Source organism: Natronotalea proteinilytica, from assembly GCF_055379935.1.
In genome coordinates this window covers 1,555,520-1,580,271 of the sequence record NZ_AP043947.1, presented here as the reverse complement: position 1 = coordinate 1,580,271, position 24,752 = coordinate 1,555,520, and the positions used below count along the sequence as shown (strand labels likewise).

Here is a 24,752-nt window from a genome sequence, read left to right as displayed (position 1 = left end):
CGTGTCGCCACGCCTGCTTGGACGCTCCAGCGTCCCCACGAAGCCGCCATTCTGCCCACTCTGGTGCTGGCTCCCCAAGTTATATTGGGTAGCGGTAAGATGTTAAGTGATTGACATGTGGGTTACATCATCGCAACCCGCTCAAACCCCCTCTGTCTTCGAGCTTCGCCGCAGGCGTGATCCTATGGACATCTCCCCCTTGGCTAAGGGGGAGAAACCCGTAGGGAGAGGGGGTTCGAACAAGACAAAACTGCGATCTTCAATCACCTTATCATTTAGTGTTTAACCAGTGCCTTATATTGCGTGTAAACCGTAACCGGGGCAGAGGCATCTAAAACGAGAGCCGGTGGCGCTGCGTCTGCTCTTGATGGGCGCGTGCGTCTGGCGCCAGCGGTTGCAGGGCATCGGGAAGCGACCCGGCACCCTGTACTTTTTCGTGTTCAATCCCCGTTTCCGGATTCCAGCGCGTGATTTCGTACCATCCACCGCCGCTGTAGGTAAGTGCGCAATCGGCCTCCTGGACAAAGCCGATGGGGGGCAAGCGCATCGCATCGGGAGGCATGGCGTTAGCCTGTCGATACAGCCAGGCGATGAGCAACTCATCGGTCGCCGCCCGGTCGATGCGCTCGTCGAGCAGAAATGAGGCGAGGGCTTGCGGAAGTTCGTCGGCATGCCTGCGGATAGCACGCAGTTGCGCATCTGCATCGGTATGCTCCGCCAACGCCCGACAGGCAGCCGCCCAACGATCGTCTCCGGCCCGGCTGTAACGCTCGGAAGCGGCTTCCCACCGCTTTAGGCGGCGATAGCACGACGCTGCAGCGCGGTCATCTCCAGCTTTCTCATAGCATGTTGCTGCCCGCGTCCACGCCCCGGTTGCGCGGTGACAAGCCGCCGCATCGGTCCATGCTTCTGCGCGTGCAAAGCAACGCGCCGCTCGGGCATCAGCCCCTGCACGGCGATAGAGCGTAGCCGCATCGAGCCATGCCTCTCCGTGCTGATAGCACACCGCCGCCTGACGCCAACGCTCAACCCGACGGTAGCAGTCGGCAGCGCTGATCCACGCTTCGCCTTTTTCGTAGAGCTGGGCTGCCTCAGCGAATCGATCGTTGGCTTCGTAGTACGCTGCTGCAGCACGCAGATTGCCGGTTTCGGCGTCGTAACGAGCCTGTGCTGCATCCGCCTCATCGGGGCGGCCCGCCTGCCGAAGCAGATGGATACGCAGAGGCGCATCATGCTGCACAAAGCTGTACGAGAGCAGAAACGCCGCCTGGTCGTCGGTCAGATCGGGATGTTCCTCTAGTACAGCCCGCAAGTCATCGGAAGGACACGGCGGAGCCTCGGCACTCGCATCGGCAGACTCCGACATGATTGCGTTAAGCGCTTCGCAGAGCGCGGCCCAGGGTGCACGTCCAGCTTTTCGGTAACACTCGGCCGCGGCCTGCCAGTGCTCGCGGTCGCGATAGTAGACGGCCCGCTTTTCCCACTCTTCTTGGGTGGGGTTGCCATCCCATGGCGCCTGAAACTGCGCAATGGTGTTCACCGTGCCGGCCACCGTATCGGTATCCCAGAGCGATCCGGCAGGATGCGGATCGACCACCGCGGTGATGCTCCGTCGCGCTCGTGTGGCGGCCACATAGTGGAGACGCAGTGTTTGCCGATTTGCCTGTTGGGCCGCCTCGCGCTCGGCAGGTGCAGCCCCCGGACGGTCAAGCAGCCGGTCGGGCAGTTGGTACAGCACCACATGTTCGGCTTCCAACCCTTTCGCATCACTAACTGCCCACACCAACGGATGCCCCCATTCCTCACGGAGCCGGGCCGCCTCTTCTTCGGTGGCCGTCAAGATCAACACATCGGGATGGCCTTCCGCTAGTGCCTCGTTGACAGCGTCGCCCGGTGCAACCTGCAGCGGCGGGCGTCCCCGCGATCGGGCTTCATCGGGGTTTAGCGCAACCACGTCGGCATGCTCTTTCTTGAGCAGTTCTGCCAGCGCCTGGGGGAGGCGCAGCGTGGGCGCGCTGGCCCGATAGGAGCGCCGCAACGTGTACGGATTGGGGACGTCCCACCCGCGTTCGTGGAAAATGGCACGAGGCATGCGCCATCCAAATCCGGAGCCGCCCAGCACCTGAGTTGGGTCGCCGGCCAAGAGCATCTGCGTGCGCGATCCTTTGCGGAGCGTAGCCAGGGCCACGCGCAACTGCTTTTCGGTCAGGTCTTGCACCTCATCGAGCACCAGCGCATCGTAGCGACGGGGCACCGACTCGCTCAGCAGCCGCCGCAGCGCCTGTGTGGCAATGTCTTGCGCATCCAACCGGTTGTTATCGTTCAGCATGTCTTGGTACTGACGGGCCAGCCGGTACACATCGGCACGCTGCTCGCGGGGGACGGCCGACCAGGCATCGGGCATGTCGTGGCAGTACACCGAGCGGGGGAGGAGGCCACGTACATCGCTCGCCCGTGCAGGCGTGCGTTGCAGCGGCAGCATCCCCTTGATAACGGCCCAAATATCGGTTTCGTAGAGCTGCTGCTCGGCGTGGCTAAGTGGGTGTCGTCCTAAAAAGTCGCGAAGCTGTTCGCGGCGCGCCTGGCAATACTGCAGACTGTTCATGGTAAGCCCGATGGTCTCGGCCGCCAGTTCCTGGTACGTTTGAAACGTGACGGGAGTGGCCCCCTCCGGGCGGGTAGGCAAAGCATTGTACAGGTCTTCGGCATGGCGCATCAACCGCGGGTTGTGCGTGATGAACGCCACATCGGCGTCGGGGTCGTTCTCTTGCATCACCAGCAGCCGGTACAGAGCCAGCGTGGTCTTGCCACTGCCCGCGGGGCCGTTCAGAAAGATGGGGAGCGGCTCCCGCAGAAGTTGAATCTGTTCATCCGACAGAACAAGCTCCGCTGGAATTTCTTTGCCTTCAACCCAAGCGGAGAAGGCGGTTAGGCTTTTCAGATACCACGGCAGATTCTCGGGCGGAGCTTGCAGCGTGGATTCGTACTCGGAAGACAGCGCGGCGTATGCCTCCCATCGGTTGGTATCGGGAAAGTCGTTCTCGATGGCATCCAGATCGGCTGCTGGATTGTCGGGCGGCGCATCGGTCCAGGTGCAGGCGTCTACCTCATCGGCCAAGATCCACTGCATGGCGTCGGGCACATCAAACTGCTTACGACGCACAACGCGCGGCACATCGTCATGATCGAATACGACGGTCCAGCAATGTGCGGTGAGCACCGGAGCGGTGGTGTGGCGGTCGGCATGGCGCCCGTAGGTAAACAGCAGCCGCGCTGCAGAATCTACGCGGGCCTCCCACACGGCTACCCCAGGACGCGACTGCAGCTTCTTTACGCGAAGGCCACTATCAAACTGATCGCGATGGATTTTTTCCAACGTGTCGATGACTCGGTTGCGCTCCTGCTCGGGAAGCTCCGGCAACATGTGTGCAAGATGAGACGATAACGCAACTTGCGGCATAGCTGGCGGATGAGCATTATGGAAACATACGAGCGTGGCGCGACGACCGCCTGGTGCTTTTCAGCATGTGTAGGCAGAACGTCGATTGAGTGCAGGTGTCTTTTACCCGTTGTACAGACAGGTGTTTAGAAACGATGTAGCGTAGCGGATTTGTAGTTCGTTCGTTGGATTGTCGGTGGACGACCCTCAGGTGACTACAGTTTATACACAACGCAACCGGAGACGAGCCCCCGCTTGCGTCCTCGTCGCGATGTACAACTGGCATGACCTTCGGTCCCTCTGCTTCGCGATGGACGACGACGCGGGGGGGGAGGTCATTACGCCATTGCATTGCCACGTGAAGCGGGATGTTGTCGCGCCTCCAAGTTATCCTGACGCCGCTGGACAGAAGAATCTCAGCGCGGCACGTCCGGTCTGCGTGGGACGCTCCCCTGGACACTGACCAGCAGAGCCCCCCGACCACTGGGCGTTGAGATGCTTCACTGCGTTCAGCATGAGATACGGGGGGACTAAGTAGGCCCACATAAGAGTCATCGAATATGTCATTGCGAGGAGCGCCAGCGACGTGGCAATCTTGTGCCTTCTATGCAGAATAAGCCGCTCTAACGGGGGCATGAGATCGCACCCCAGGAGTACTCGGGCTACGCCCAGCGCCGCGTCGGTCGCAGGCTCCCTCCTCGCGATGACAAGGTGTAAATGTATTGTTGTTGATCTACTTAGCCCTCGACCTACCCCTCAACGATATCTTCCAGCAAAGCCTGTACCGCCTCGCGCTCGTCATCGTTTACGATGTGGCCGATGCCCTCATAGATCCGCTTATCGACGGCAGCGTTCAGATTGCGAAACACGGTGGCAGTGTCGTCAACCCGCTTTTGAGGGATGTGCGGGTCTCGGTCGCTGCATCCTAGAAAGACCGGTGTGTCGTGCAAATCGCCGGTGTAATCGAACGCCTTGTCGTTGGGCGGCTCCGCATTGGGCTTCATTCCATTGCCAATGAGGCCGCCACTGAGCCCGATGATGGCCCCATACTGTTTGGGATTGCGGGCTGCGTATTCGGTGGACAGGCAGGCTCCCTGTGAAAACCCACCCAGCACGACCCGTTCAGCAGGGATACCGTGCTCGGTAAGCGTGTCAAAGATCGTTCCGATGCGCCGCAACCCGGAGGATAAACCGGGCTGGTTCTCTTCTAGAGGCGCCAAGAACGACCGCGGATACCAGGTCCGTCCACGGGCCTGCGGTGCCACCAGCGCCATGGAATCTGGCGCAAGCGGCGCGATGAGCCGCAGGATGCTCTCGGCTGTGGCCCCGCGTCCATGAATAAAAATGGTAGCTGACGTGGCTGTGTCGAGATCTGCACCGGTGTGTACAACCGACATGGACCCATGCGGATCGGCGCGGTGGTGATCGGGTTGGGCAGCGTAGGAGGCAGACATACGTATCGAAAAAACCTAGTCAGAAATCGGTGTGGAGGCATCAATATACATACGCCCCGACGCAAAAGCAGGAATCTGCTCATGAGCCGGGGCGATGGCCACACATAAGCGCACAGAGCGCTGTGCCAGAAAAAGAACCGGGTTACCCGATTTTATAAAACTTCTCATGGACGATTTTGCCATCTTCCCAGTACTGAACAGCCGTTTGCTGCTGCTCAACATCACCCACGCCTTCGAGCGTGAAGTCCATATACCACTCGATAAAGGCGACGCCATCTTCTTCGTTGACGGCAATCGACTTGATTTCGGCGGCCCGGAACTCCGTCAGCCCGTTTACAAACTGTTCTTCGTACTCGCGGTTGGCCTCAAAGCCTTCGCGTCGTACATCGTCTTCTTCCATCACCACATCTTCGGCGTAGTACTGGTCGAAGGCTTCCAGGATTTTGCCTTCTAAGATCTTGGCGTTCAGGTCGTCTACTTTTGCTCGCAGAGAATCACTCATGGCAGTTGGGTATGGTTAGGAGGTTATGTATCTCAGTTTCAAGATACCATACCATGCCTCCAATAAAGTGTTGCAACATGCATCTAACGAGCTCATGACGTTTCTTCCGGCACAGGCATCGTCGAGTAGATTCCTTCGCAGATGCGGCTTAGATGCGCCATGTCGTGCGTACTCACGCTGGCTTCGAAATGGTCTTGTACCGTTTTGATATCGGGCTTCATGGTGTCGAGAAGCGCAATGCCTTCTTCGGTGATGAAGTGCAACGTCACGCGGCGGTCTTCTTCGCTACGTCGTCGCTCCACGCACCCTTGCTCTTCGAGCTTATCCATCAGGCGTGTCACATCGGGCGAAGGGTCGAGCATGCGCTCAATGATGTCGCATCGAGCATGGCCGTCGGGGTGTACGCCTCGCAATATGCGAAGTACGTTGTAATGGCTAAATTGCAGGTTGTGGTTGCGACACACCTGTTCAATAGCACGGCGCACATGAGAGGCTGCAATAAACAGGTTCAGCATGGCCTCATGCTCGGGGCCGTCGAAGGGTTCGGTTTGTTGGATTCGATCCGCAAGAATGTGTCCCATACCTTTTCATTGGTGGGTGATGCATACAATACGTATGTTCACCTACCCGCACCGCCTGTTTGGTGTTTTCACACGAGATGCGTTGCGAACCGCTCGATGTTTCCATTCTTGTCATGTATGCCGATATGTACGACCCGCGCACCCTGCTTCCGCTTGTTCGCCGTCTGTGCACGCACCTTGCTGAGTGGCAAGATCAGTGGGAGCCCACAGCGCTCGACAGTTCGCATGTGGGGCTCGACGCCGATCAGTTGGAGGCAGCGCTTATGCCGTACTTAGACCGGCTTACGACCGGCAACTACCCGTTCTTTCATCCAAGTTATGCCGGGCAAATGCTCAAGCCTCCCCATCCCGCCGCGGTGCTGGGATACTGGGCGGCCCAGCTGATAAACCCCAATAACCACGCCCTCGATGGCGGTCCACCAACCAGTGCCATGGAAAAGGAGGCTGTTGGCGCCTTGCGTGCCATGGTCGGGTTCCCCCAAGACACGCTTGGCCACCTTACGTCGGGCGGCACAGTGGCCAATCTGGAGGCGCTCTTTGTAGCGCGCGAGATTCATCCTGAACAGCCGATCGGGGTTGCCGCCAATGCGCATTACACGCACAAACGCATGAGCCATGTGCTTCGCACGGATACGGCTCCACTCCCAACGGATGTGTATGGCCGGATTGATCCGGAGCGGTTGGCGCCTGCGCTGGATCAGCACGACATTGGCACGGTGGTGTGTACGCTGGGCACCACTGGACTGGGCCTGGTGGATCCGCTGCAGCGCATTGTGCCCATCTGTCGGGCGCATGGGGTGCGGGTGCATGTAGATGCAGCCTACGGCGGATTCTTTCGCTTGGCCTCGGCTCCGCCTCTTGCTGAACCTGATCATGCTGCGTTTGAGACGATTGCCGAGGCGGACTCTGTGGTTATCGATCCGCACAAACATGGCTTACAGCCCTATGGGTGTGGCGCGGTGCTTTTTCGGGATCCCAGGGTCGGACGCTTCTACGCGCATGATTCCCCCTATACATACTTCACCTCCGACGATTTGCATCTGGGAGAGATCAGTCTGGAGTGCTCTCGTGCAGGCGCTGCAGCCGGGGCATTGTGGTGCACATTGCAGGCCGTGCCGCTTCAACCGACCAGCGGATTGGGCCCGATCATCACAGCTTGCCTGAAGGCTGCGCAGATGTGGGCGACTCGAATGCGTGCTTCATCGTGCTGCACGGTGTACACCAAACCGGCCACCGACATTTTGACGTTCTTTCCGGTGCCCGACGAACGCACCACAGAGGCCGTAAGTGCGCGTAGTCAAGCTGTTTTTGAGCAAGCGATGCAGCACGACGAGCCGTTGTACTTGAGCCTGTACACCGTACCTGTCGATCAGTTTACGACGTTGCACCCATCGTACGCCGCATCGCGTTCGTCTGAAGTGACGATTTTACGCAGTGTGCTGATGAAGCCCATCCATGCTGATGCTGTAGATATGCTACACAAGCGCCTCAAACAAGCGATTGCAGCTACCGGGTGACCGTCACCTGTGCGCGGGCAAGAAAAGCATCGCTGAACTCTTGGCGAACCACCTGCAGGGCCTCCATGGCTTCTTCGCGCTCTGCAAAGGCTCCCAGTCGGACCCGAAAGTAGGGCTGCCCAAACTCGATATTGATTGACATGCCTCCCGGAAATAGCTCGTCGTGGTCATCGCTGACCTCGTCCCACCACGCCTGCGCATCCGACCGTACGTCTTCGGCAGCGCTGCGCTCCATCGAGGAGTAGATCTGGATCTGGAAGCCGTCTACAACGCGCTCTACGCCATAATCGGCTCGTCCTTCCATGAGGCGAGCGGGCACCGAATGCTCGACGGTAGACACCACCGTCTGCGGCGCCACTTCCTCGTCAAACTGGCTGGGGTCAAAATCTTCGTACGGAGCTACCGACACAGTTGCCGGCTCTTCGGCGGCTTCGGGATCTTCTGGATCTTCGCCAACGGTAGCTTCTGCACTCCCGCAGGCGATGAACGTAAAGACCATTCCAACAACCAGTAAGGCAGGTTTCCAGGATATGTTCATGGTCTCATTCAGCCGATGCAAAAACAGATTACAGGCGAGCTATCTTGGTGCGCAGTCTTAGTACGCCGTGGCAGAGCTAGACGACCCTTGCATGATGCCTACGGATCCACTGGCTCCAATACGCGTGGCGCCGTGGGCAACCATTTGTGCAACCTCATGGGCCGAGCCAACTCCCCCAGATGCCTTTACGCCGATCTCATCGCTTACCACTTGCCGCATCAGCGCAACATCTGCACGCGTAGCGCCGCCGGTGCTAAAGCCGGTAGACGTCTTCACAAAATCGGCACCGGCTTTCTCTGCAATAAAGCACGTCACGGCCTTTTCAGCGTCGGTAAGCTGATCGGTTTCAAGAATTACTTTGAGTAGCGGCGACCCGGGCTCTGCACGCATTGCTTCGACCACGGTGTGAATATCGCGCTCCACACGGTCCCAGGCATGGGCTTTTACAGCGCCGATGTGCACAACCATGTCAATTTCGTTGGCCCCGTGCTGCAATGCCCACTGCGCCTCAGCCGCTTTGACCTCGGGATGGCTGTGCCCGAGTGGAAAGCCAACGACTGTACATACGTCGACCGATGTATCGGCCAACTCTTTGGTGGCTGCAGGTACGTATGCCGTGGGGATACAGACCGAAGCAAAGGTGTATTTGCGGGCCTCAGCAAAGCATTGTGTATATGCCTCCGGTTTGGCTTCAGGGCGCAACTGGGTGTGGTCAATCAGCCCGGCCAGCGCATCCGGATCTAAGGAGGGTAAATCTTTGGGCCCGTTCAAGCCAGGAGTCGAAGGCGTTTCGATGCGTGCAATCGTAGGGTCAATGTACGTAGATTGAAACGCGGGCGTGACCTCCCAAGATTGGAGGTCCTCAATAATCGACTGTGGCGTGGACAAAGCCATAAAAGGCACAACACACTTTTGAGGAAGGTAGGCGTCTTGACCTTGTTAATATGCAAGACGGCTGGTCAAGGTGCAAGGCCCCGCCTTCCGATAGACGCATCTATTTGGGAAAGTCCCGTCAAAAAAAGAGAACGGTTGTTTAGGCTGTTTTCTTGGAGTGGGCCTCAAAGTCGAGAGATGCCGAATTGATGCAGTATCGTTTGCCAGTCGGCTCAGGACCGTCGTTGAAAACGTGGCCGAGGTGTGCTTCGCACTCGGCGCACACAACCTCAATCCGTTTCATTCCTAAGCTGCGATCTGTACGAAGTATTACGTGGCCTTCATCAACCACATCCCAAAAGCTAGGCCAGCCCGATCCGGATTTGTATTTGGTGCTGGAATCAAACAGCACGGTACCACAACAGACACAGCGGTAAATGCCACTTTCATTATGGTCCCAGTACTCGCCTGTAAATGCACGCTCGGTGCCGCCTTCGCGTGCTATCTTGTACTGTTCGGAAGTTAACTCACGCTTCCACGCGGCTTTGGATTGCTTTGTCGCCATATCGGATGCACTAAGAAATGAGCAGGAGATTGTTTTGAGAGATTCACCGTTCCCTCACGGAAGACGGCCCATCTCGTTCCCATCTATTTGAAGATGTTCCGAGAACGCGCCATTTCTCGTGCTAATCCTCTCCATAAACGCATTGTGGACCAATAGAAATGGTTGTTTTTTTAGCGGAGACGATTCGGTTCCAGGTAAGAGTCAGCCTGCACGATGCCCCACAAACCACCTGTCATGATTCGACTGCGGCCTCATAGAATGAGAAGGACCGCTCGATCGATCAGAGCCGCTGAACCTCGCGGAGATGGTTCCACCGGATGCCATTCGGCGGCGACATGGGGCCTCCTCCGTCGGCCTTCGCTCACCATGACAGGTTTTTTGGGAGGGGGGGTTGGGACACAGAGGTTGTCACGGTCTCCGTACCCTAATATTGTCATCGCGAGGAGGGAGCCCTGCGACTGACGCGGCGCTGTGAGCGCTAGCGAACGAGTACTCCTGGGGTGCGATCTCATGCCGTTGATTGAGCGCCTGCATCCGGTCTGATAGCATGAGATTGCGTCGCTGCGCTCGCAATGACAAGGGTGTTCGTTTATCCCAGTAGGTTAGGGGCACATGAGTTACCCGAAGATTGACCTGTGACACAGCACTTACTGCACAAGCCACCATTACGAGGGTACACGATCGGAGGCATCACCAGGCGGGTCAACATCCGGGTCGCCGGTATCGGACGCAGCTGCTCCATCGCCAGACGTCGTCTCTGTTGAGGCCTCGTCGGCGGGCGTTGCCGAATCATCCGCCTCCTCTTTCTTGGAGGCCGACACATCCGTAGCAACATCCGCGTTGTCTACCGAGCCATTTTCAGAAACCATGTCCCCATTAACCAGAGCCAGCACATCCTTGCCCGGCACTTCTTCACGCTCAATGAGCAGATCTGCAAGCTTGTCAAAGGCATCCCGGTGTTCGGTAAGCGTATCTACGGCTTGCTGAAACGCATTCCGGGTAATCTTCCGTACTTCGTCGTCTACCTCGCGCGCTGTTTCATCGCTATAGTCGCGTCCACGAGACAGCTCTTCGCCAAGGAACACATTTCCTTGTTCATCTCCAAGAGCGATGTGCTCAAAATGCTCGCCCATGCCCCAGTCAAGCACCATTTTGCGTGCCATTTTGCGCACTTGCTTCAGGTCGTTTTCAGCACCACTTGTCGACGTGTTGAAGATCATCTCTTCCGCGGCGCGCCCGCCCATGATGACCGCCATACGGTCGAGCAGGTATTCGCGCCGGTAGATGTACTTCTCTTTTTCTGGCATTTGCTGCGTCACCCCCATCGCCTGTCCACGCGGCACAATCGTCACCTTGTGCACCGGATCGGCATGTGGGAGCGCCGCTGCTACGATGGCATGCCCGGCCTCGTGATAGGCAAGCAAACGCTGCTCTTCTTTGTCAAGCACCACCCCTTCACGACGCAGCCCCATCATGACCTTGTCGCGCGCCTCCTCAATGTCGGCATTGGTGATCGAGTCGCGTCCATACCGCCCGGCTAGCAGCGCGGCCTCATTCAGCAGGTTCTCTAGATCGGCTCCACTAAAGCCCGGCGTGCTAGATGCAATGGTGTCTAGATCCACATCGTCGCTGAACGGCTTGTTTTTGGCATGGATCTTCAGAATATCGTGGCGCGCCTCACGAGTGGGTAGCGGCACCGTAATCTGACGGTCGAAGCGTCCGGGACGCGTAAGGGCCGAGTCGAGGATATCCGGACGGTTCGTGGCAGCCATTACTACCACGCTCTCGCTTTTCTCAAAGCCGTCGAGTTCAGCCAGTAGTTGGTTAAGCGTCTGCTCACGTTCGTCGTGTCCGCCTCCTACACCAGCCCCGCGTTGTCGTCCAATCGAGTCGAGCTCATCAACGAAGATGATGCTAGGCGCGTTTTTCTTGGCCTCCTCGAACATATCGCGCACACGAGAAGCCCCTACGCCCACAAACATCTCCATGAAGTCAGAGCCCGACACGCTGTAGAACGGGACATCGGCTTCGCCAGCAACGGCCCGAGCCAGCAGCGTTTTTCCGGTTCCGGGCGGCCCTACCATGAGCACCCCTTTGGGCACTTTGCCACCAAGGTTTTCGAAGTGGTCGGGATCCTTGAGGAATTTGATGATCTCCTGCATCTCCTCTTTGGCCCCATCGGCCCCGGCTACATCGTCGAATGTCGTTTCCTCTTTATCTTTGTCAAAGAGCTTCGCCTTGCTCTTGCGCACCGAGAACAGCCCCTGGCCTTGCGACTGCATGCGCCGCAAAATGATGTAGCCAATGATCAGGATCAGAACGATGGGAAGCAACCCAATGATAACGAGCCCCCACGGGAAATCGCTCTCCGGCTGTGCGGTCACCTCCACACCGGCCTCTTCGAGTTCGCTCATCAGCCGGTCGTCGCCAAACGACGGCAAAAACGTCACAAACTCATCGTAGTGCGTTGAGTCGCCTTGCGGAGTTACGCGGGTTGCCTGCTCTTTGAGGCTACCGCTCATTTCATCGCCAACCACTTCAACGCGATCGACATTCCCTTCATTAAGTTGGGTGCGAAACTCGCTGTAGCTAATCTCAGGGCCTGCCGCACGTCCGCCGCCAAAATAGCTCCAAGCAAAGAGCAGCAGAATACCTACAGCTACAATAAATACGATGGAGCTAAAGGGCGATCCCCCTTTGGCACCATCCTTCTCCTTAGGACGCCCATTCGATGAACGATTGGCGGGCGCTTCTTTCTTCGGTGAGTCCTTTTCAGCCACGTTGGAATAGGGTACGTCAAGTGAAAACAGACGGCGATGAACCAGACGAATCGTCGTCGCGCAGGGTCTTTACACGCATAGCCCCTGAAAGTGTCTCGACAGACACGGCTGGGCGGATTCGTGCCCAATTTTTGACACTCTACCAATAAGCGTTGCAAATCTGTTGCAATACTCTGTAGAGGCTTCATATTGAATCCAACCCAACTCGTACCCACGATTTGCCCGGCGTCCTGTTTCGTTGTATTATGCGTATTGAACATGACTTTCGCTCTCAACGCACGAATCCCCCTGTTTGGTATGTCTACTGAAAGCGCTTCCGCCGATTCGTTTCCATTTGGTCAGGACGTGGTGTGGCAGCCCGACCCAGAAACCGTTGCCGCCTCTAACTTGCAGCAGTTTATGGATGCCCAGAACGTGTCGTCGATCGAAGCGCTGCACGAGTGGGCCACCGAAGATGTCGGTCGGTTCTGGGCAGCAGTAATGGAGGATTTGGATATTGAGTTTTACGAACCGTACGATCAGATCGTTGACTTGAGCGACGCCCCGCAGTTTCCGAAATGGTGTGTGGGCGGATCCATGAACATCGTACATAACCTGCTCGACAAATGGCAAGACACCCCGCGTGCTACCCAAGATGCGCTTCGATGGGAGGGGGAAGACGGTAGCGTGCGCACACTTTCGTATGCCGAACTCTACGCTGCCACCAACCGCTGTGCCAACGCGCTGCGTGCCCACGGACTGGGCAAAGGCGATGCCATCGGGCTCTACATGCCCATGACGCCTGAAACCGTCATTGCCTTCTTGGCCATTGCTAAAATTGGCGGCATCATCTGTCCGCTCTTTAGCGGATACGGACCGGGGGCCATTATCACCCGACTGCAGGGCGCCCAAGCCAAAGCCCTCTTCACCGCCGACGGATTTCATCGTCGCGACAGCCTCATTACAATGAAAGAGACCGCCGATGAGGCGCTGGCCGAGTGCCCAACCGTGGAGCACGTATTTGTGACTGCCCACGCCGACCGTTCGGATACGCCCATGCAGGAGGGTCGCGATCACTTCTGGCACGACGTGGTGCCGTCGCAGTCTGCGGAAGCGCCCACCGAGCGTACCGATGCCGAAGATCCGGTTATGCTCATTTACACCAGCGGCACCACCGGAGCGCCCAAAGGAGCCGTGCACACGCACTGCGGCTTTCCCATCAAAGGGGCGCAAGACATGTATCACAGCATGGACTTAAAGCCCGGCGAAACCATGTACTGGATGAGCGACATGGGCTGGATGATGGGTCCGTGGCTCGTATTTGGTACCCTCACCATTGGCGCTACCATGGTGCTCTACGACGGTGCGCCCGACTACCCCGGCCCCGATCGCCTCTGGCAACTCGTTGACGATCACGACGTCACCCATCTGGGCATCTCGCCCACGCTCATCCGCGCGCTCAAAACACACGGCGCCGAGCCGGTGCAGCAGCACGACGTATCGGGGCTGCGCGCCATTGGGTCTACCGGAAGCCCCTGGGATCCCGAATCGTGGACCTGGTGCTTCGACACTGTGCTGAACCGCGAAAAACCGATCCTGAACTACAGTGGCGGAACCGAAATCTCGGGTGGGATTCTGTGCGGCAATTTCCTGCAGCCACTGAAGCCATGCGCCTTTAGCGGACCCGTGCCCGGCATGGCCGCCGACGTAGTCAACGCCACGGGCCATTCTGTCCACGAAGAGGTGGGGGAACTGGTAATTCGCGCACCGTGGATTGGTATGACGCGCAGCTTCTGGGATGGCGATGAACGCTATCTGAATGCGTACTGGCGCCGGTTTGAAGACGTATGGGTCCACGGCGACTTCGCTGCGATCGATAGCGATGGCCTCTGGTACATTCTGGGGCGCTCCGATGACACCATCAACGTAGCAGGCAAACGCCTAGGCCCCGCCGAGGTAGAGGCGCTCGTAAACGCCCATCCGGGAATTGCCGAAAGCGCCGCCGTAGGCATCCCTCACGAAGTTAAAGGGCAAGCTGTCGTGGTTTTTGCGGTACCCCAGGATCCCAACACCGCAGACGAAACGTTGCGCAACGAGGTGATGCAAGGGGTCATTGATGAACTCGGCAAACCGCTTAAGCCCGAGGCGATTCGCTTTACAACCGCCCTCCCCAAAACCCGTAATGCCAAAGTGATGCGCCGGGTGATCCGGTCGGCATATCTTGATGAATCGCTTGGCGATACCAGTAGCCTCGAAGACCCGGCCACGGTCAACGCCATCGAAAACGCCTGGTGATGCGTCAACGGCGCAAAAAGGGGTAGCTTCTTGAAGATTCGTCCTGTCTTTGTAACGTTTACTTGGTCGGAGGCCAGCGCGTGCATCCACGGGTTGGGATGGTCGTATTCCTATGCCGAAAATACCGGTTGGCCTGCGCGTTGAAGTGTAGTGCGGCCGGCTCAGCCTACTCGCTGTAGACGCAATGCGCGCGCTGTTTGTCTCTTTAGTTGCAGGTAGTCTCATGACGAACGTCCCTTCCGAAGGAAACCCGCATGAGGGCCAGCCCCGCCCGTCTTACGATCGAATTGACGTGCCACGCACCGATGCCGAGGTAAAGTCGTTGTTGCAACGTACCATCGAAGCAGCTAACAACTCGGTGGTGGTAACCGATCATCACCAACCTGATAACCCCATCATCTATGTTAATCAGGGGTTTAAGGCACTTACCGGATATGATGAGGATGAAATTCTGGGACGCAACTGCCGGTTTCTTCAAAATCGTCCCGATGGCACGCGCGATGCCAACCAGGCCGCTGTACGCGCTCTTACCGAAGCGGTAGAGCAGGGCAAATACTGCCGCGTGGTGCTTCGCAACTATCGCAAGTCTGGGGAGATGTTTTGGAATGAATTGTACCTCACGCCGGTCCCCGATGAACATGGAGACATGCGGTACTTTGTAGGGGTTCAGGACGACATCACCGAGCGTGTTGAGCTTAACCAGTCGCTTGAGCGCCGGGTGGAGGAGCGTACCATGGCGCTGAAAGAGCAGCGCGATGAACTCGAACATGCGAAAGACCGTGCTGAGGCCGCCAACCGGGCCAAGTCAGTGTTTTTGGCCAATATGAGTCATGAAATCCGCACGCCACTTACTGCCATTCTCGGACTGGCCGATGTCATCCGTGCGAAGAGTAGCGATGATGCGTTTGAAGAGCACATTACCCGTATCAAAGCGGCTGGCAGCCGACTGATGGATACCCTGAACTCGCTCCTCACTCTTGCTCGCATCGAAGCGGACTCGATGGACATGGAGCTGGAGCCGGTTACGGTGGTGGATGTAGCGCTTGAGGTTGCGGAGCTGTTTCGTGAGCAGGCCGAGGACGACGACCTCTCTCTCGATTTCCACGTTACGCCCCAGGCCCGCAACGCGGTGGCCCACCTGGATGCGGGTGCATTGAACAGTGCCCTGCAGAATCTAATCTCCAACGCAATCAAGTTCACCGATTCAGGGCGCGTGGAAGTGCGCGTGTACACGACCGAACAGGACGACACGCCATACGTCGCCGTTGATGTGGAAGACACCGGCATGGGCATTAGCAAAGAGTTTCGCCCCTTCCTGTTTGAAAGCTTCAGTCAGGAATCGGATGGCCTCACGCGCGAGTTTGACGGCTCGGGGCTGGGTCTATCCATCACACGCCAACTGGTTGAAGCGATGGGCGGCTCCATCTCTGTTACCTCTACGATCGATGTAGGCAGTACCTTCACGATCGCTTTTCCGCGGGCTAACGAGCACGAGCAGGTGCAGCACGACGCCCCAGACGCCCCCCGCTTGAACAAACCAGCGCCCATGTTCACCTGGTTGAAGACAACGACAACACGGTATTTCTATTCAAGAATTTGCTGGGTGATCATGTAGAGCTTTCGGTCTCGTTCAACGCCGCCGAAGCGATAGAGCGGGCGGAGCAAGAGGAGTTTGATCTCTTTCTGGTGGACATCAACTTAGGCGCCGGCGGAAGTGGCGTGGATGTGCTGGAGCATCTGCGCTCGATGGAGCGTCATGCCGACACGCCAATGATCGCCGTTACAGCCGTTGCGATGCCCGGCGACCGCGACACCCTGCTTGAGCGCGGCTTCGATGACTACCTCGCCAAGCCGTTCGAGGCCGATGCCCTCCTCGAACTGGTGCAACGCTATCTGTAACACCGCCGCCTACTCCGGCTTCGGCCACGACGTCTCTTTGGGAAGTGGTGCCTGCGGGGCTTGAAGCTTTAAGCTGTCGGGTAAGTCATTCTCCTGCGGATCCGGGTTGACCACCGCCACAATCGGAAGCGCCAGGGCAGTGAAGAACTTGCCCATCGCTGCAATGAGAAACTCCTGCTGCAGCTCCACAAAGTCAGGTTCGAAGCGCCCCTGCTCGTCTAGATGTCCATTGATGTCAAGGTACAGCACACGCGGCCAGTCGGGAAACTCCTCTTGCGCCCGCTTCAGCAGCGCAAAGATGTCATGCGCAGCGGTCTCGAAATCATCGTCGGCTCCCACAACATGATATAGCGACACGGTATTGTCGAAGTTCATGTGGATGCCCGGTGCCTCGGGCTTGTTATACTCCGGCACGAAGTCCGGCATTTCTTCAGAAGAAGACATAGCGCGCGTTTAGACAGTGAACAACAGCAACGGTATAATGCAAAATGCAAGGGTGGGCGGCAGAGTTCGTTGCTGAACAGAAAATCTATGGGGAAGACGTGATGTTTTTTGTCAATTGACTCGGCGGATGCCCAAAGTGAGCGCGAAACTGATCGCTGAACGCTGAAAGGCTTTCATATCCAACTGCATAGGCAACCTCCGTAACAGTGCCTTCATGATTTGAGAGCAGTTGGTACGCCATCTCCATTCGCATTGTGCGAATAAGTGTAGCTGGCGTAGGTGCATCATGAGCGCGTGCATGCCGATACAGCGTGGTCCGGCTCATCGCCAATGCCTGTGCTACCTCTTCGACTCCAAAGTCGGGATCAGGCAGGCGTTTTCTGATCACAGCACGCATCTTTTCCTCGAATGCCGAGCGTTGTGTTGAAGCATCCGCGTCATTGTGGGCTGTCTCTTCCTCCGCACTAGCTGGAGCAACCTCTTCTTGGTGCGTTGCTTGTTGGATTTCAGCCCGCAGCCGCCGCCGGAGTCGCTGCGTCCATTGCAGTACCCCGCGAACACGCATCTGTAGGATGCGAGGCGTAAACGGCTTCGTAATGTAGTCTTGCACCCCTTGTGACAGCCCTTCAATTTCGTGTTCATCTTGAGCCCGAGCCGTCACCATAATGACAGGAATAGCAGCTGTCTCCGAATCTTGGCGCAGGGCTTTGGTCAGTTCATAGCCATCCATACCTGGCATCATCACATCGGCAAGAATGATGTCGGGAAGATGACGCTGCGCTTTTTTTAGTGCATCGGAGCCCGAGGCCGCCTCCATAACCCGGAACTCTTCTTCTAAAATAGATCGGATGTACTCCCGCACGTCGGCATTGTCATCGACTACGAGCACCCGTGGCGTGGTCGTAGGCACGGGGGCAACTTGTTCGGTAGCGTGCGCGCTTGAGTCGCCCGACTCTGCCCAGTCTCGCGCCATTTGATGCCGACTCGGCGACACAGTAAATGGAATGTTCGCTTCAACGCGATCGGCGATGTTCGTATCATGCCATACTGCAGATGAATCTGCGCTTGACGTAGCCTTTGCAGCGGTATCCAGATCGGATTCAGAAAAAGGCGCTTTTCCTCGCGGAAGCTCCACTGTGAATGTGCTTCCTTTGCCAGGGCGACTTGATACGGTGACGGTACCGCCATGCCGTTGCACCAAATCTCGGGTGAGTGCAAGTCCGATACCAACGCCTTCATGACTGCGCGTCCGCGAGTCATCAGCCTGTACAAAGCGCTCGAATATCGTTGACTGATTGCTTTTGGAAATACCAATGCCTGTGTCTTCAACAATCAGTTGCGTGCGCTCTGACGTTTCAATCACGGATACCGTGATGCTCCCCTCCGCTGGGGTAAACTTCAATGCATTGGAGACCAAATTCGCTACCACGTGCTCAATGTGCTCCAGGTCGGCATATGCAGGCAAAGCATCTTCTGGGGGGCGGGTATGTGTAACACGATATGTGATCTCCTTCTGCTCAGCAACTGATGCGAAGGCACTGGCATACCGTGCCATTTCGGCTCCCAACAAACACTGCTGTACGTTAAGCGGCAACGTATCTGATTCGATCTGTGTCAGGCGCAGCAACTGCTGTACCATCCGAAACAGCTTTTGTGTGCTCTGCCGAACAACTGTAAGCGGTGCCCGAATCGAATCATCTTGTTGAACGGTTTGCTGCTCTAATAGCTGGTGCACTGGCCCGAGGATAAGCGTAAGCGGCGTGCGAAGTTCGTGGCTGATGTTGGCGAAAAAGCGCGACTTCGCCTCATCCAGCGAGGCTAGTTTTTCGGCCTGGGTAGCAAGCTGTTCGTTTTTAGCTCTGATTTCAGCTGTGCGATCGTCGATACGTTTTTCCAAATCAGCTTGCCGCTTACGCAGAGCCGCTGTACGCCACTGAAACAACCCATACAAGCCAGTTAGCCCAAGAAGCAGATAGATCGCATAGGCCCAGCCGGTTCGGTACCAGGGCGGCACAATCGTGAACGCATATTGTGCGGCTTCGGTGGTATATCCACGTGCTGTACGGGCCTGCACCTCGAATGTGTAGCTCCCTGGCGCTAAGTTGGTGAAGTCGCGAGATGCACTGTTGCTCCAGTCCGACCATCCATCATCCAGCCCGAGCAGCCGCACCCGATACGCCGTAGTACCCGCCTCGGTAAAGCTGGGGGCCGCGTATCGAACACGGATGCTGTTGGTGGCAAAAGGAATGCTCGGCTCGGCAGGCCCGTGGGCTCCGTACAGAGACGCATCATCGGGAAGGGTCGTGATGGCCCGTATCTGCACGCGAGGCGTGGGCGGCGTATCGGCCCCCGGCTGGTAGCGGATAAGCTGCCGATTGGTTGCAATCCAGGTCACATCGCCTTCAGAAAGCACCGACTGCACCACATCGCCCCCAAACCGCTGAAGCGACAACGCTTGCCACATCCATTCAGACGTGTCATTATCATACGACCACCATCCGAATTCATTGCCGGCATGGCCCCACCAGCGGCCCGTGCCGTCGTTATCGAACATGATGCGCTGGTTTTCTCCGGTACCGCGATACGGCGGCCCCTGCACGTCGTCAAACTGCTCGGTCTCTGCATCAAACTGGAGCGCGCCGGTCTCTGTTGAGAATAGCACCGTGTCTCCAAACGCGAACGGCATAACGTGCTCGCTGGGCACCCCCGCATCTTCATCGAAGCGCTCCACCTCAACAATTTCGCCGTCGTCATCTACCGTAAGGCGCAACACCCCACTGTAGCGCGACCCAATCCACAGCGTATAATCGTCGGCCCAGACCTGTCGGCTCAGGTTGTTTATTTCGTCTATGGGCGTGTCTCGATACTGCCAGGTCGTTCCATCAGGATCGCGCGCGTATCGCAAGAGCCCCTCGCTGCTGGACACAAAGAGCTGATGCGGCGCCGTTGGCACAGCCGTAACGCGAAATGCATGATCGGTATGCTGGTGAATCGATGTATACGTATTCGGTGCTGTCCAGCTAAACAAATCAAGAGCGGCCCCTGCGATTAACTGATCGCCATCGAGGTGCAGATCCCAGATCTGACGCTGCGGCTCGCTTCGTACAAGGGTGGCAGACGTACCCGATGCTAAGGTGTCCAGATACGCCATTCCGTGATTGGTAGAAGCGATAATTTGGCCGTTAAAGCGCACCACACCGGTAATCGTTTCCGCATAATCACCCGGCGTAAAGGTGCTTAATGGAGCGTCCCAATCAAGGCGCTTCAGCATTCCATCAAGCAGCAACCACACGCCGCCGCCCGCATCTTCGTGGACGCCAAGCACCGGGAAGTCGTTGCCCTCAAAATGACGAACGAGCGTCCCCTCGGTGTCAAAAAAGAACGCGCCGCTTCCGATGGTTGTCAGCACGTAGGTGCCGTCGTGTAGGCGGTGGAGACCATACGGTAGCGCTTCGTCGTCAATCGCATCTGCAAAGTCAACCGAAAAGGGGGAGAGCGCCCCCTCGTGCCAGGTGTAGAAGGCACCCGTCATGGTAGACAGCAGCAGGCCGTCCTCTTCCCATTCGGCCATGCCGCGCACGCGCCTGTCTGCAAGAAGTGTATCGGGAATCTCGGTGGTCAGTGCGTCCTCTTGGATACTCAGCACACTGGTGCTGGCCTCATGCACATGAGCCACATCGCGAATGATCTGCAGCGGATGGAAAAAGGTGTGGGGCGGCGATGCTTTAGTATGCACCGTGTCGGTCTGCGTGCACCACCAAAACACCATGTCGTACGTGAGAAAGTAGACCGCGTCGCCTGCCGCTTCAACATTCCAGATGTCGGAGATGTCCTCCAGGTCATCGGGGAGTTTGTTGCGCATCGATACGTACTGCAGCGCGCCCTGCTCGTCAGGCTCCAACCGCCCAAACTCATTCTGCGCTCCCACATAGATGTGTCCATCAGCACCCAGGGCCACTCCCCGCACGATAGAGCGGTTCTCCACCGGATAGAGCTCCCACCGCGCGCCATCGAAGGTGAGCACGCCATCGGTGTTGGCAATGTAGAGCACGCCCTCTTCATCTTGCGTGGCATCCCAGTTTTGCTGGCTTGCGCCATAATCCTCTGGAAAAAACGATTCGGTCAGCGGATTACCTGCTTCGGGATCGGCCCAGTGCACCACGTGCGGGTCGGGATCGGAAGGAGGAGCCGACAACGCATCGGCCGCCACCACGCTACTGCTGAACACCCACACAAGTCCTGCTCCCCCAACTACGACACGCATAATTAACCAGAGTAAGCGCGCAGACTTCATAAGAACAGCGTATGAATGAAATGGCAGTGTGTGGGAAACGGCGCAATAGCCAGGAATACCAACGCTACTGCAGGCACGATACTCTCGCACCCATTTACACAAAACAGTAACAATAGACTGGGATAGTTACAAGACTCCTGCAGAAGAAGTCCACGTGCTGGTGTTTCTCGCTTACGCCGCCCCCTCCACAAACGCATTCAGGTCCATCACCACCGCATCCTCGCGCTCGGCACGGGCAAGCTCCTCGCGGATATACCGAGCCGTGTGCGTGTCCGCATGAGCCAGCTCCTCGGGCGGACCCTCAAACACGATTTCGCCGCCGCGCTGCCCGCCTTCCGGACCCAGGTCAATAACATGATCGGCCTGCTTCACCACATCCATGTTGTGCTCAATAACGACTACCGTGTTGCCGTTGGCCACCAGCGCACGCAGCACGTTCAGCAGGTGACGGATGTCCTCAAAGTGCATCCCGGTCGTGGGCTCGTCTAAGATGTACAGCGTGTCGCCCGTGCCCGGACGCGAAAGCTCTTTCGACAGCTTCACGCGCTGTGCCTCGCCGCCACTGAGTGTGGTGGACTGCTGGCCCAGCCGTATGTAGCCCAGGCCCACCGCCTCCAGCGTGCGCAGCTTGCGCTGAATGCGCGGCAGGTTCTCGAACAAGTCGAGCGCCTCGGTCACGGTCAGATCCAGCACATCTGCCATGGAGTGCTCCTTGTAGCGCACCTGCAGGGTCTCCTCATTGTAGCGCTTCCCATTACACTCGTCGCACGTCACCTTTACGTCAGGCAGAAAGTTCATCTCCAGCGTCACCGTACCCGTACCGCCACACTTTTTGCAACGCCCGCCCTTCGTGTTAAACGAAAACCGGCTCTTCCCGTAGCCACGGATCTCCGCCTCGGGCAGCTGCTGAAACAGATCGCGCAGGTAGTCCATCAGCTTGGTGTAGGTGGCCGGATTCGAACGCGGCGTGCGCCCGATCGGCTTCTGGTCAATCTCGATCACCTTATCGATGTTGTCGATGCCCTCCACCCGCTCATACGACAGCGGCACCGTCTTCGCGTTGTGATGATGCCGCGACAGAACCGGATACAGCGTCTGGTTGATCAACGTCGATTTGCCCGAGCCCGATACGCCAGTTACGCACGTAAACGTGTTTAGAGGGATATGCAGCGGATTCCCTTTTAAGTTATGTCCGGTAGCCCCATGAAGGGTAAGCATGTCGCCCGAGCCTGTACGTCGTTCGCCCGGCACGCCAATCACCCGGTCGCCACGCAGGTAGGCCGCTGTCACGCTGCCGGTGTACTCCCCGTTGACAACTACGTCGTTGGACCCCGGTGCTCCGTTTTCTGACGTACCGTTTTTAGAGACCCCGTTTGAGCCGCTCTGCGTCAACGTATCAGGCGGCCCCTGCGCCATCAGATGGCCGCCTTTCTCACCGGCACCCGGCCCAAGGTCTACGACATAGTCAGCGGCCTCGATCATCTCGCGGTCATGCTCCACCACCAGCACCGAGTTGCCCAGATCGCGCAGCGCCTGCAGCGACCGGATGAGACGCTCGTTATCCCGCGGATGGAGCCCAATCGACGGTTCGTCGAGCACGTAGAGCACACCTGTAAGCTGCGTCCCCACCTGCGTGGCCAGACGGATGCGCTGGCTCTCGCCGCCGCTAAGAGTACGCGCCGTGCGGTCGAGCGTCAGGTAGCCCACGCCCACGTTCACCAGAAAGTCGAGCCGCTCGCGTACCTCTTTGATGATGGGATGGGCAATCGTACGCTGCCGCTCGCTATCGAACGAGAGCGTATCCACCACCTGACGCAGACGCTCCAGATCCATGGTCGCCAGGTCGCCAATCGTATGCTCACCGATGCGGTACGAGCGCGCAATGGTGTTGAGGCGCGCCCCGTCGCAGACTGGGCACGTTGTCTCGCGCATGAATGACTCGGCCCAACGCCGCTTTTTCGACGACTCGGTGTTCTCGTAGGCATGCTGCACATGCTCTACGAGCCCGCCGTAACGATGCGTGTAGTTGACCAGTCGGCCTTTGTATCGATACTGGATCTCGAACTGCTCCTCGCCCGCGCCGTGCAGGATCACATCGCGCTGCTCGTTGGAGAGGTCCTGGATCGGCGTATCAAAGTCGAAGTCATACGCCTTAGCCACCGCCCTTAGCTGACTGAAGATCCAGATGTCGCGGGGTTTGCCCAGCGGCACGAGTCCGCCCTCGGCGATGGTTTTCGAGGGATCGGGGATCATCAGGTCGGCATCGAGCTCGCTGGTTACGCCGAGTCCGTCGCAGTTTTGGCAAGCGCCATACGGCGTGTTAAACGAGAAGAGATTCGGCGACGGCTCGTCGTAGGAGAGGCCGGTTTCTGGATCCACCAGGTGGCGGCTAAAGAGATGGTCGCCGGTTTCCAGATCGGCCTCCGCATCCCCCTGAACATCGACCACGTGCGCGATGAGCGTACCCCCGCCCATGTCGAGCGCCGTCTGTACGCTCTGCCCCACGCGCGGACGAATGCCGTCTTTGACGACGAGGCGATCCACCACGACCTCGATATCGTGCGTTTCGTAGCGCTCCAGCTTCATGCCTTCCTCGTAGGTGCGCATCTTTCCGTTGATGCGGAAGCGCTCGAAGCCCTGGCTGGCCGTCTGCTCAAAGAGCTCGCGGTAGTGGCCCTTGCGGCCCTTTACGACCGGTGCCAGAATCATGAGACGGGTGCCATCGGGGAAGTTCAGGATGCCGTCGATGATCTCGTCATCGCTCTGCTTGCGCATCTTGTTGCCCGTCTCGTGCGAGTAGGCGGTGGCGGCGCGAGCGTAGAGCAGGCGCAGAAAGTCATACACCTCGGTGACGGTGCCCACGGTGGAGCGCGGGTTGCCGCCCACGGTTTTCTGCTCGATGGAGATCACCGGCGAGAGTCCGTCGATGTGATCCACGTCGGGGCGCTCCATCATCTCCAGAAACTGACGTGCGTAGGCACTCAGGCTCTCCATGTAGCGGCGCTGGCCCTCGGCATAGATGGTATCGAACGCCAGACTGGACTTGCCCGAGCCCGATAGGCCCGTCACGACCACGAGTTGGTTGCGCGGGATGTCGACGTCGACGCTTTGCAGGTTGTTCTCGCGGGCGCCGCGGATCGTAATGTGTTGAGGCATGAGAGATTGGAAGGATGCAAAGCAACAGATGCACATCCGCATTACACCCAGGGCGGGGCTACGCGTTTCTCGATAGGTGGGCCCCCCTCCACACGTAACGCACGTGTTGCGGATGAGAAGTGCGTCTGCCATCTCCGCACATACAAAAACCTGACAGGTCTATTTGGTCTACAGCTATTTGGTCTACAGCACACACAACTGTCTTTCACAAGCCCACTTCGCGGAGCAACAGCCCCGAGGATAACCTTTCGTTGGGCGTACTCGTTCGCCGCGCTCTACACAAAACAGGGACGTACAAATACGCCCTCACAGAGGGAGTACCCCAACTTGAGACGCATAGACAAACGATTGACACATATAGTCAAACAGCAGAGCTAGCTATGCTCTATCCTGCATCTGCGGAGCGTCCGGGCCAACCGTTTGCTCTCTACATAAT

General features: G+C 57.8%; 15 protein-coding genes. 4 read left to right on the top strand and 11 right to left on the bottom strand.

What is annotated here, in order from left to right; all coding sequences use genetic code 11:
- Positions 1 to 331 precede the first annotated feature (331 nt).
- From ACZ5AL_RS06440 to ACZ5AL_RS06425, 4 genes are all read right to left on the bottom strand, one after another.
- Positions 332 to 3,460 carry a UvrD-helicase domain-containing protein gene (locus ACZ5AL_RS06440; RefSeq protein WP_464512961.1) on the bottom strand — a complete coding sequence of 1,043 codons (3,129 nt, stop codon included), beginning with the start codon at positions 3,458 to 3,460 and terminating at the stop codon, positions 332 to 334.
- Between the two features lie 728 nt (positions 3,461 to 4,188).
- On the bottom strand, positions 4,189 to 4,893 hold the full coding sequence (locus ACZ5AL_RS06435) for an alpha/beta hydrolase (protein WP_464512960.1): 705 nt from the start codon (positions 4,891 to 4,893) through the stop codon (positions 4,189 to 4,191).
- Between the two features lie 142 nt (positions 4,894 to 5,035).
- Positions 5,036 to 5,395, bottom strand: a complete 360-nt coding sequence (locus tag ACZ5AL_RS06430) for a nuclear transport factor 2 family protein (protein WP_464512958.1) — start codon at positions 5,393 to 5,395, stop codon at positions 5,036 to 5,038.
- 92 nt (positions 5,396 to 5,487) lie between these two features.
- Positions 5,488 to 5,976 carry a MarR family winged helix-turn-helix transcriptional regulator gene (locus ACZ5AL_RS06425; RefSeq protein WP_464512957.1) on the bottom strand — a complete coding sequence of 163 codons (489 nt, stop codon included), beginning with the start codon at positions 5,974 to 5,976 and terminating at the stop codon, positions 5,488 to 5,490.
- 77 nt (positions 5,977 to 6,053) lie between these two features.
- Here ACZ5AL_RS06425 and ACZ5AL_RS06420 point away from each other — a divergent pair, with 77 nt between their 5' ends.
- Entirely contained in the window at positions 6,054 to 7,493 is a 1,440-nt protein-coding gene (locus tag ACZ5AL_RS06420; RefSeq protein ID WP_464512955.1) for a pyridoxal phosphate-dependent decarboxylase family protein, read from the top strand.
- Here ACZ5AL_RS06420 and ACZ5AL_RS06415 read toward each other — a convergent pair.
- The 4 genes from ACZ5AL_RS06415 to ftsH form a co-directional block, all read right to left on the bottom strand.
- The gene (locus ACZ5AL_RS06415) at positions 7,483 to 8,031 is read right to left on the bottom strand and encodes an SPOR domain-containing protein (protein WP_464512953.1); all 549 of its coding nucleotides are present in this window, start codon (positions 8,029 to 8,031) and stop codon (positions 7,483 to 7,485) included. The genes ACZ5AL_RS06420 and ACZ5AL_RS06415 overlap by 11 nt on opposite strands.
- A 57-nt stretch (positions 8,032 to 8,088) precedes the next feature.
- Positions 8,089 to 8,751: a deoxyribose-phosphate aldolase gene (gene deoC / locus ACZ5AL_RS06410; protein WP_464513279.1), complete on the bottom strand. Its 663-nt coding sequence runs from the start codon at positions 8,749 to 8,751 to the stop codon at positions 8,089 to 8,091.
- Between the two features lie 313 nt (positions 8,752 to 9,064).
- Entirely contained in the window at positions 9,065 to 9,469 is a 405-nt protein-coding gene (gene msrB / locus ACZ5AL_RS06405) for a peptide-methionine (R)-S-oxide reductase MsrB (protein WP_464512951.1), read from the bottom strand.
- Positions 9,470 to 10,134: 665 nt separating this feature from the next.
- Complete coding sequence (ftsH, locus tag ACZ5AL_RS06400) at positions 10,135 to 12,144, bottom strand: ATP-dependent zinc metalloprotease FtsH (RefSeq protein ID WP_464513278.1); 2,010 nt, start codon at positions 12,142 to 12,144, stop codon at positions 10,135 to 10,137.
- Positions 12,145 to 12,546: 402 nt separating this feature from the next.
- On the opposite strand from ftsH, the gene ACZ5AL_RS06395 reads away from it, so the two are divergent.
- The 3 genes from ACZ5AL_RS06395 (at position 12,547) to ACZ5AL_RS06385 (ending at position 16,422) form a co-directional block, all read left to right on the top strand.
- A complete protein-coding gene (locus tag ACZ5AL_RS06395) occupies positions 12,547 to 14,523 on the top strand; it encodes an AMP-binding protein (protein WP_464512950.1) in 1,977 nt (658 codons plus the stop codon).
- A gap of 223 nt (positions 14,524 to 14,746) precedes the next feature.
- Complete coding sequence (locus ACZ5AL_RS06390; protein ID WP_464512948.1) at positions 14,747 to 16,138, top strand: sensor histidine kinase; 1,392 nt, start codon at positions 14,747 to 14,749, stop codon at positions 16,136 to 16,138.
- Positions 16,120 to 16,422 (top strand): response regulator, encoded by a 303-nt coding sequence (locus ACZ5AL_RS06385; RefSeq protein WP_464512947.1) that lies wholly within the window; start codon positions 16,120 to 16,122, stop codon positions 16,420 to 16,422. Before ACZ5AL_RS06390 ends, ACZ5AL_RS06385 begins: the two co-directional genes overlap by 19 nt.
- A 9-nt stretch (positions 16,423 to 16,431) precedes the next feature.
- On the opposite strand, the gene ACZ5AL_RS06380 is transcribed toward ACZ5AL_RS06385, so the two are convergent.
- The 3 genes from ACZ5AL_RS06380 to uvrA form a co-directional block, all read right to left on the bottom strand.
- Complete coding sequence (locus ACZ5AL_RS06380) at positions 16,432 to 16,866, bottom strand: hypothetical protein (RefSeq protein WP_464512946.1); 435 nt, start codon at positions 16,864 to 16,866, stop codon at positions 16,432 to 16,434.
- A gap of 85 nt (positions 16,867 to 16,951) precedes the next feature.
- On the bottom strand, positions 16,952 to 21,130 hold the full coding sequence (locus ACZ5AL_RS06375; RefSeq protein ID WP_464512944.1) for an ATP-binding protein: 4,179 nt from the start codon (positions 21,128 to 21,130) through the stop codon (positions 16,952 to 16,954).
- Positions 21,131 to 21,331: 201 nt separating this feature from the next.
- On the bottom strand, positions 21,332 to 24,316 hold the full coding sequence (gene uvrA, locus ACZ5AL_RS06370) for an excinuclease ABC subunit UvrA (RefSeq protein ID WP_464512943.1): 2,985 nt from the start codon (positions 24,314 to 24,316) through the stop codon (positions 21,332 to 21,334).
- Between the last annotated feature and the right edge of the window lie 436 nt (positions 24,317 to 24,752).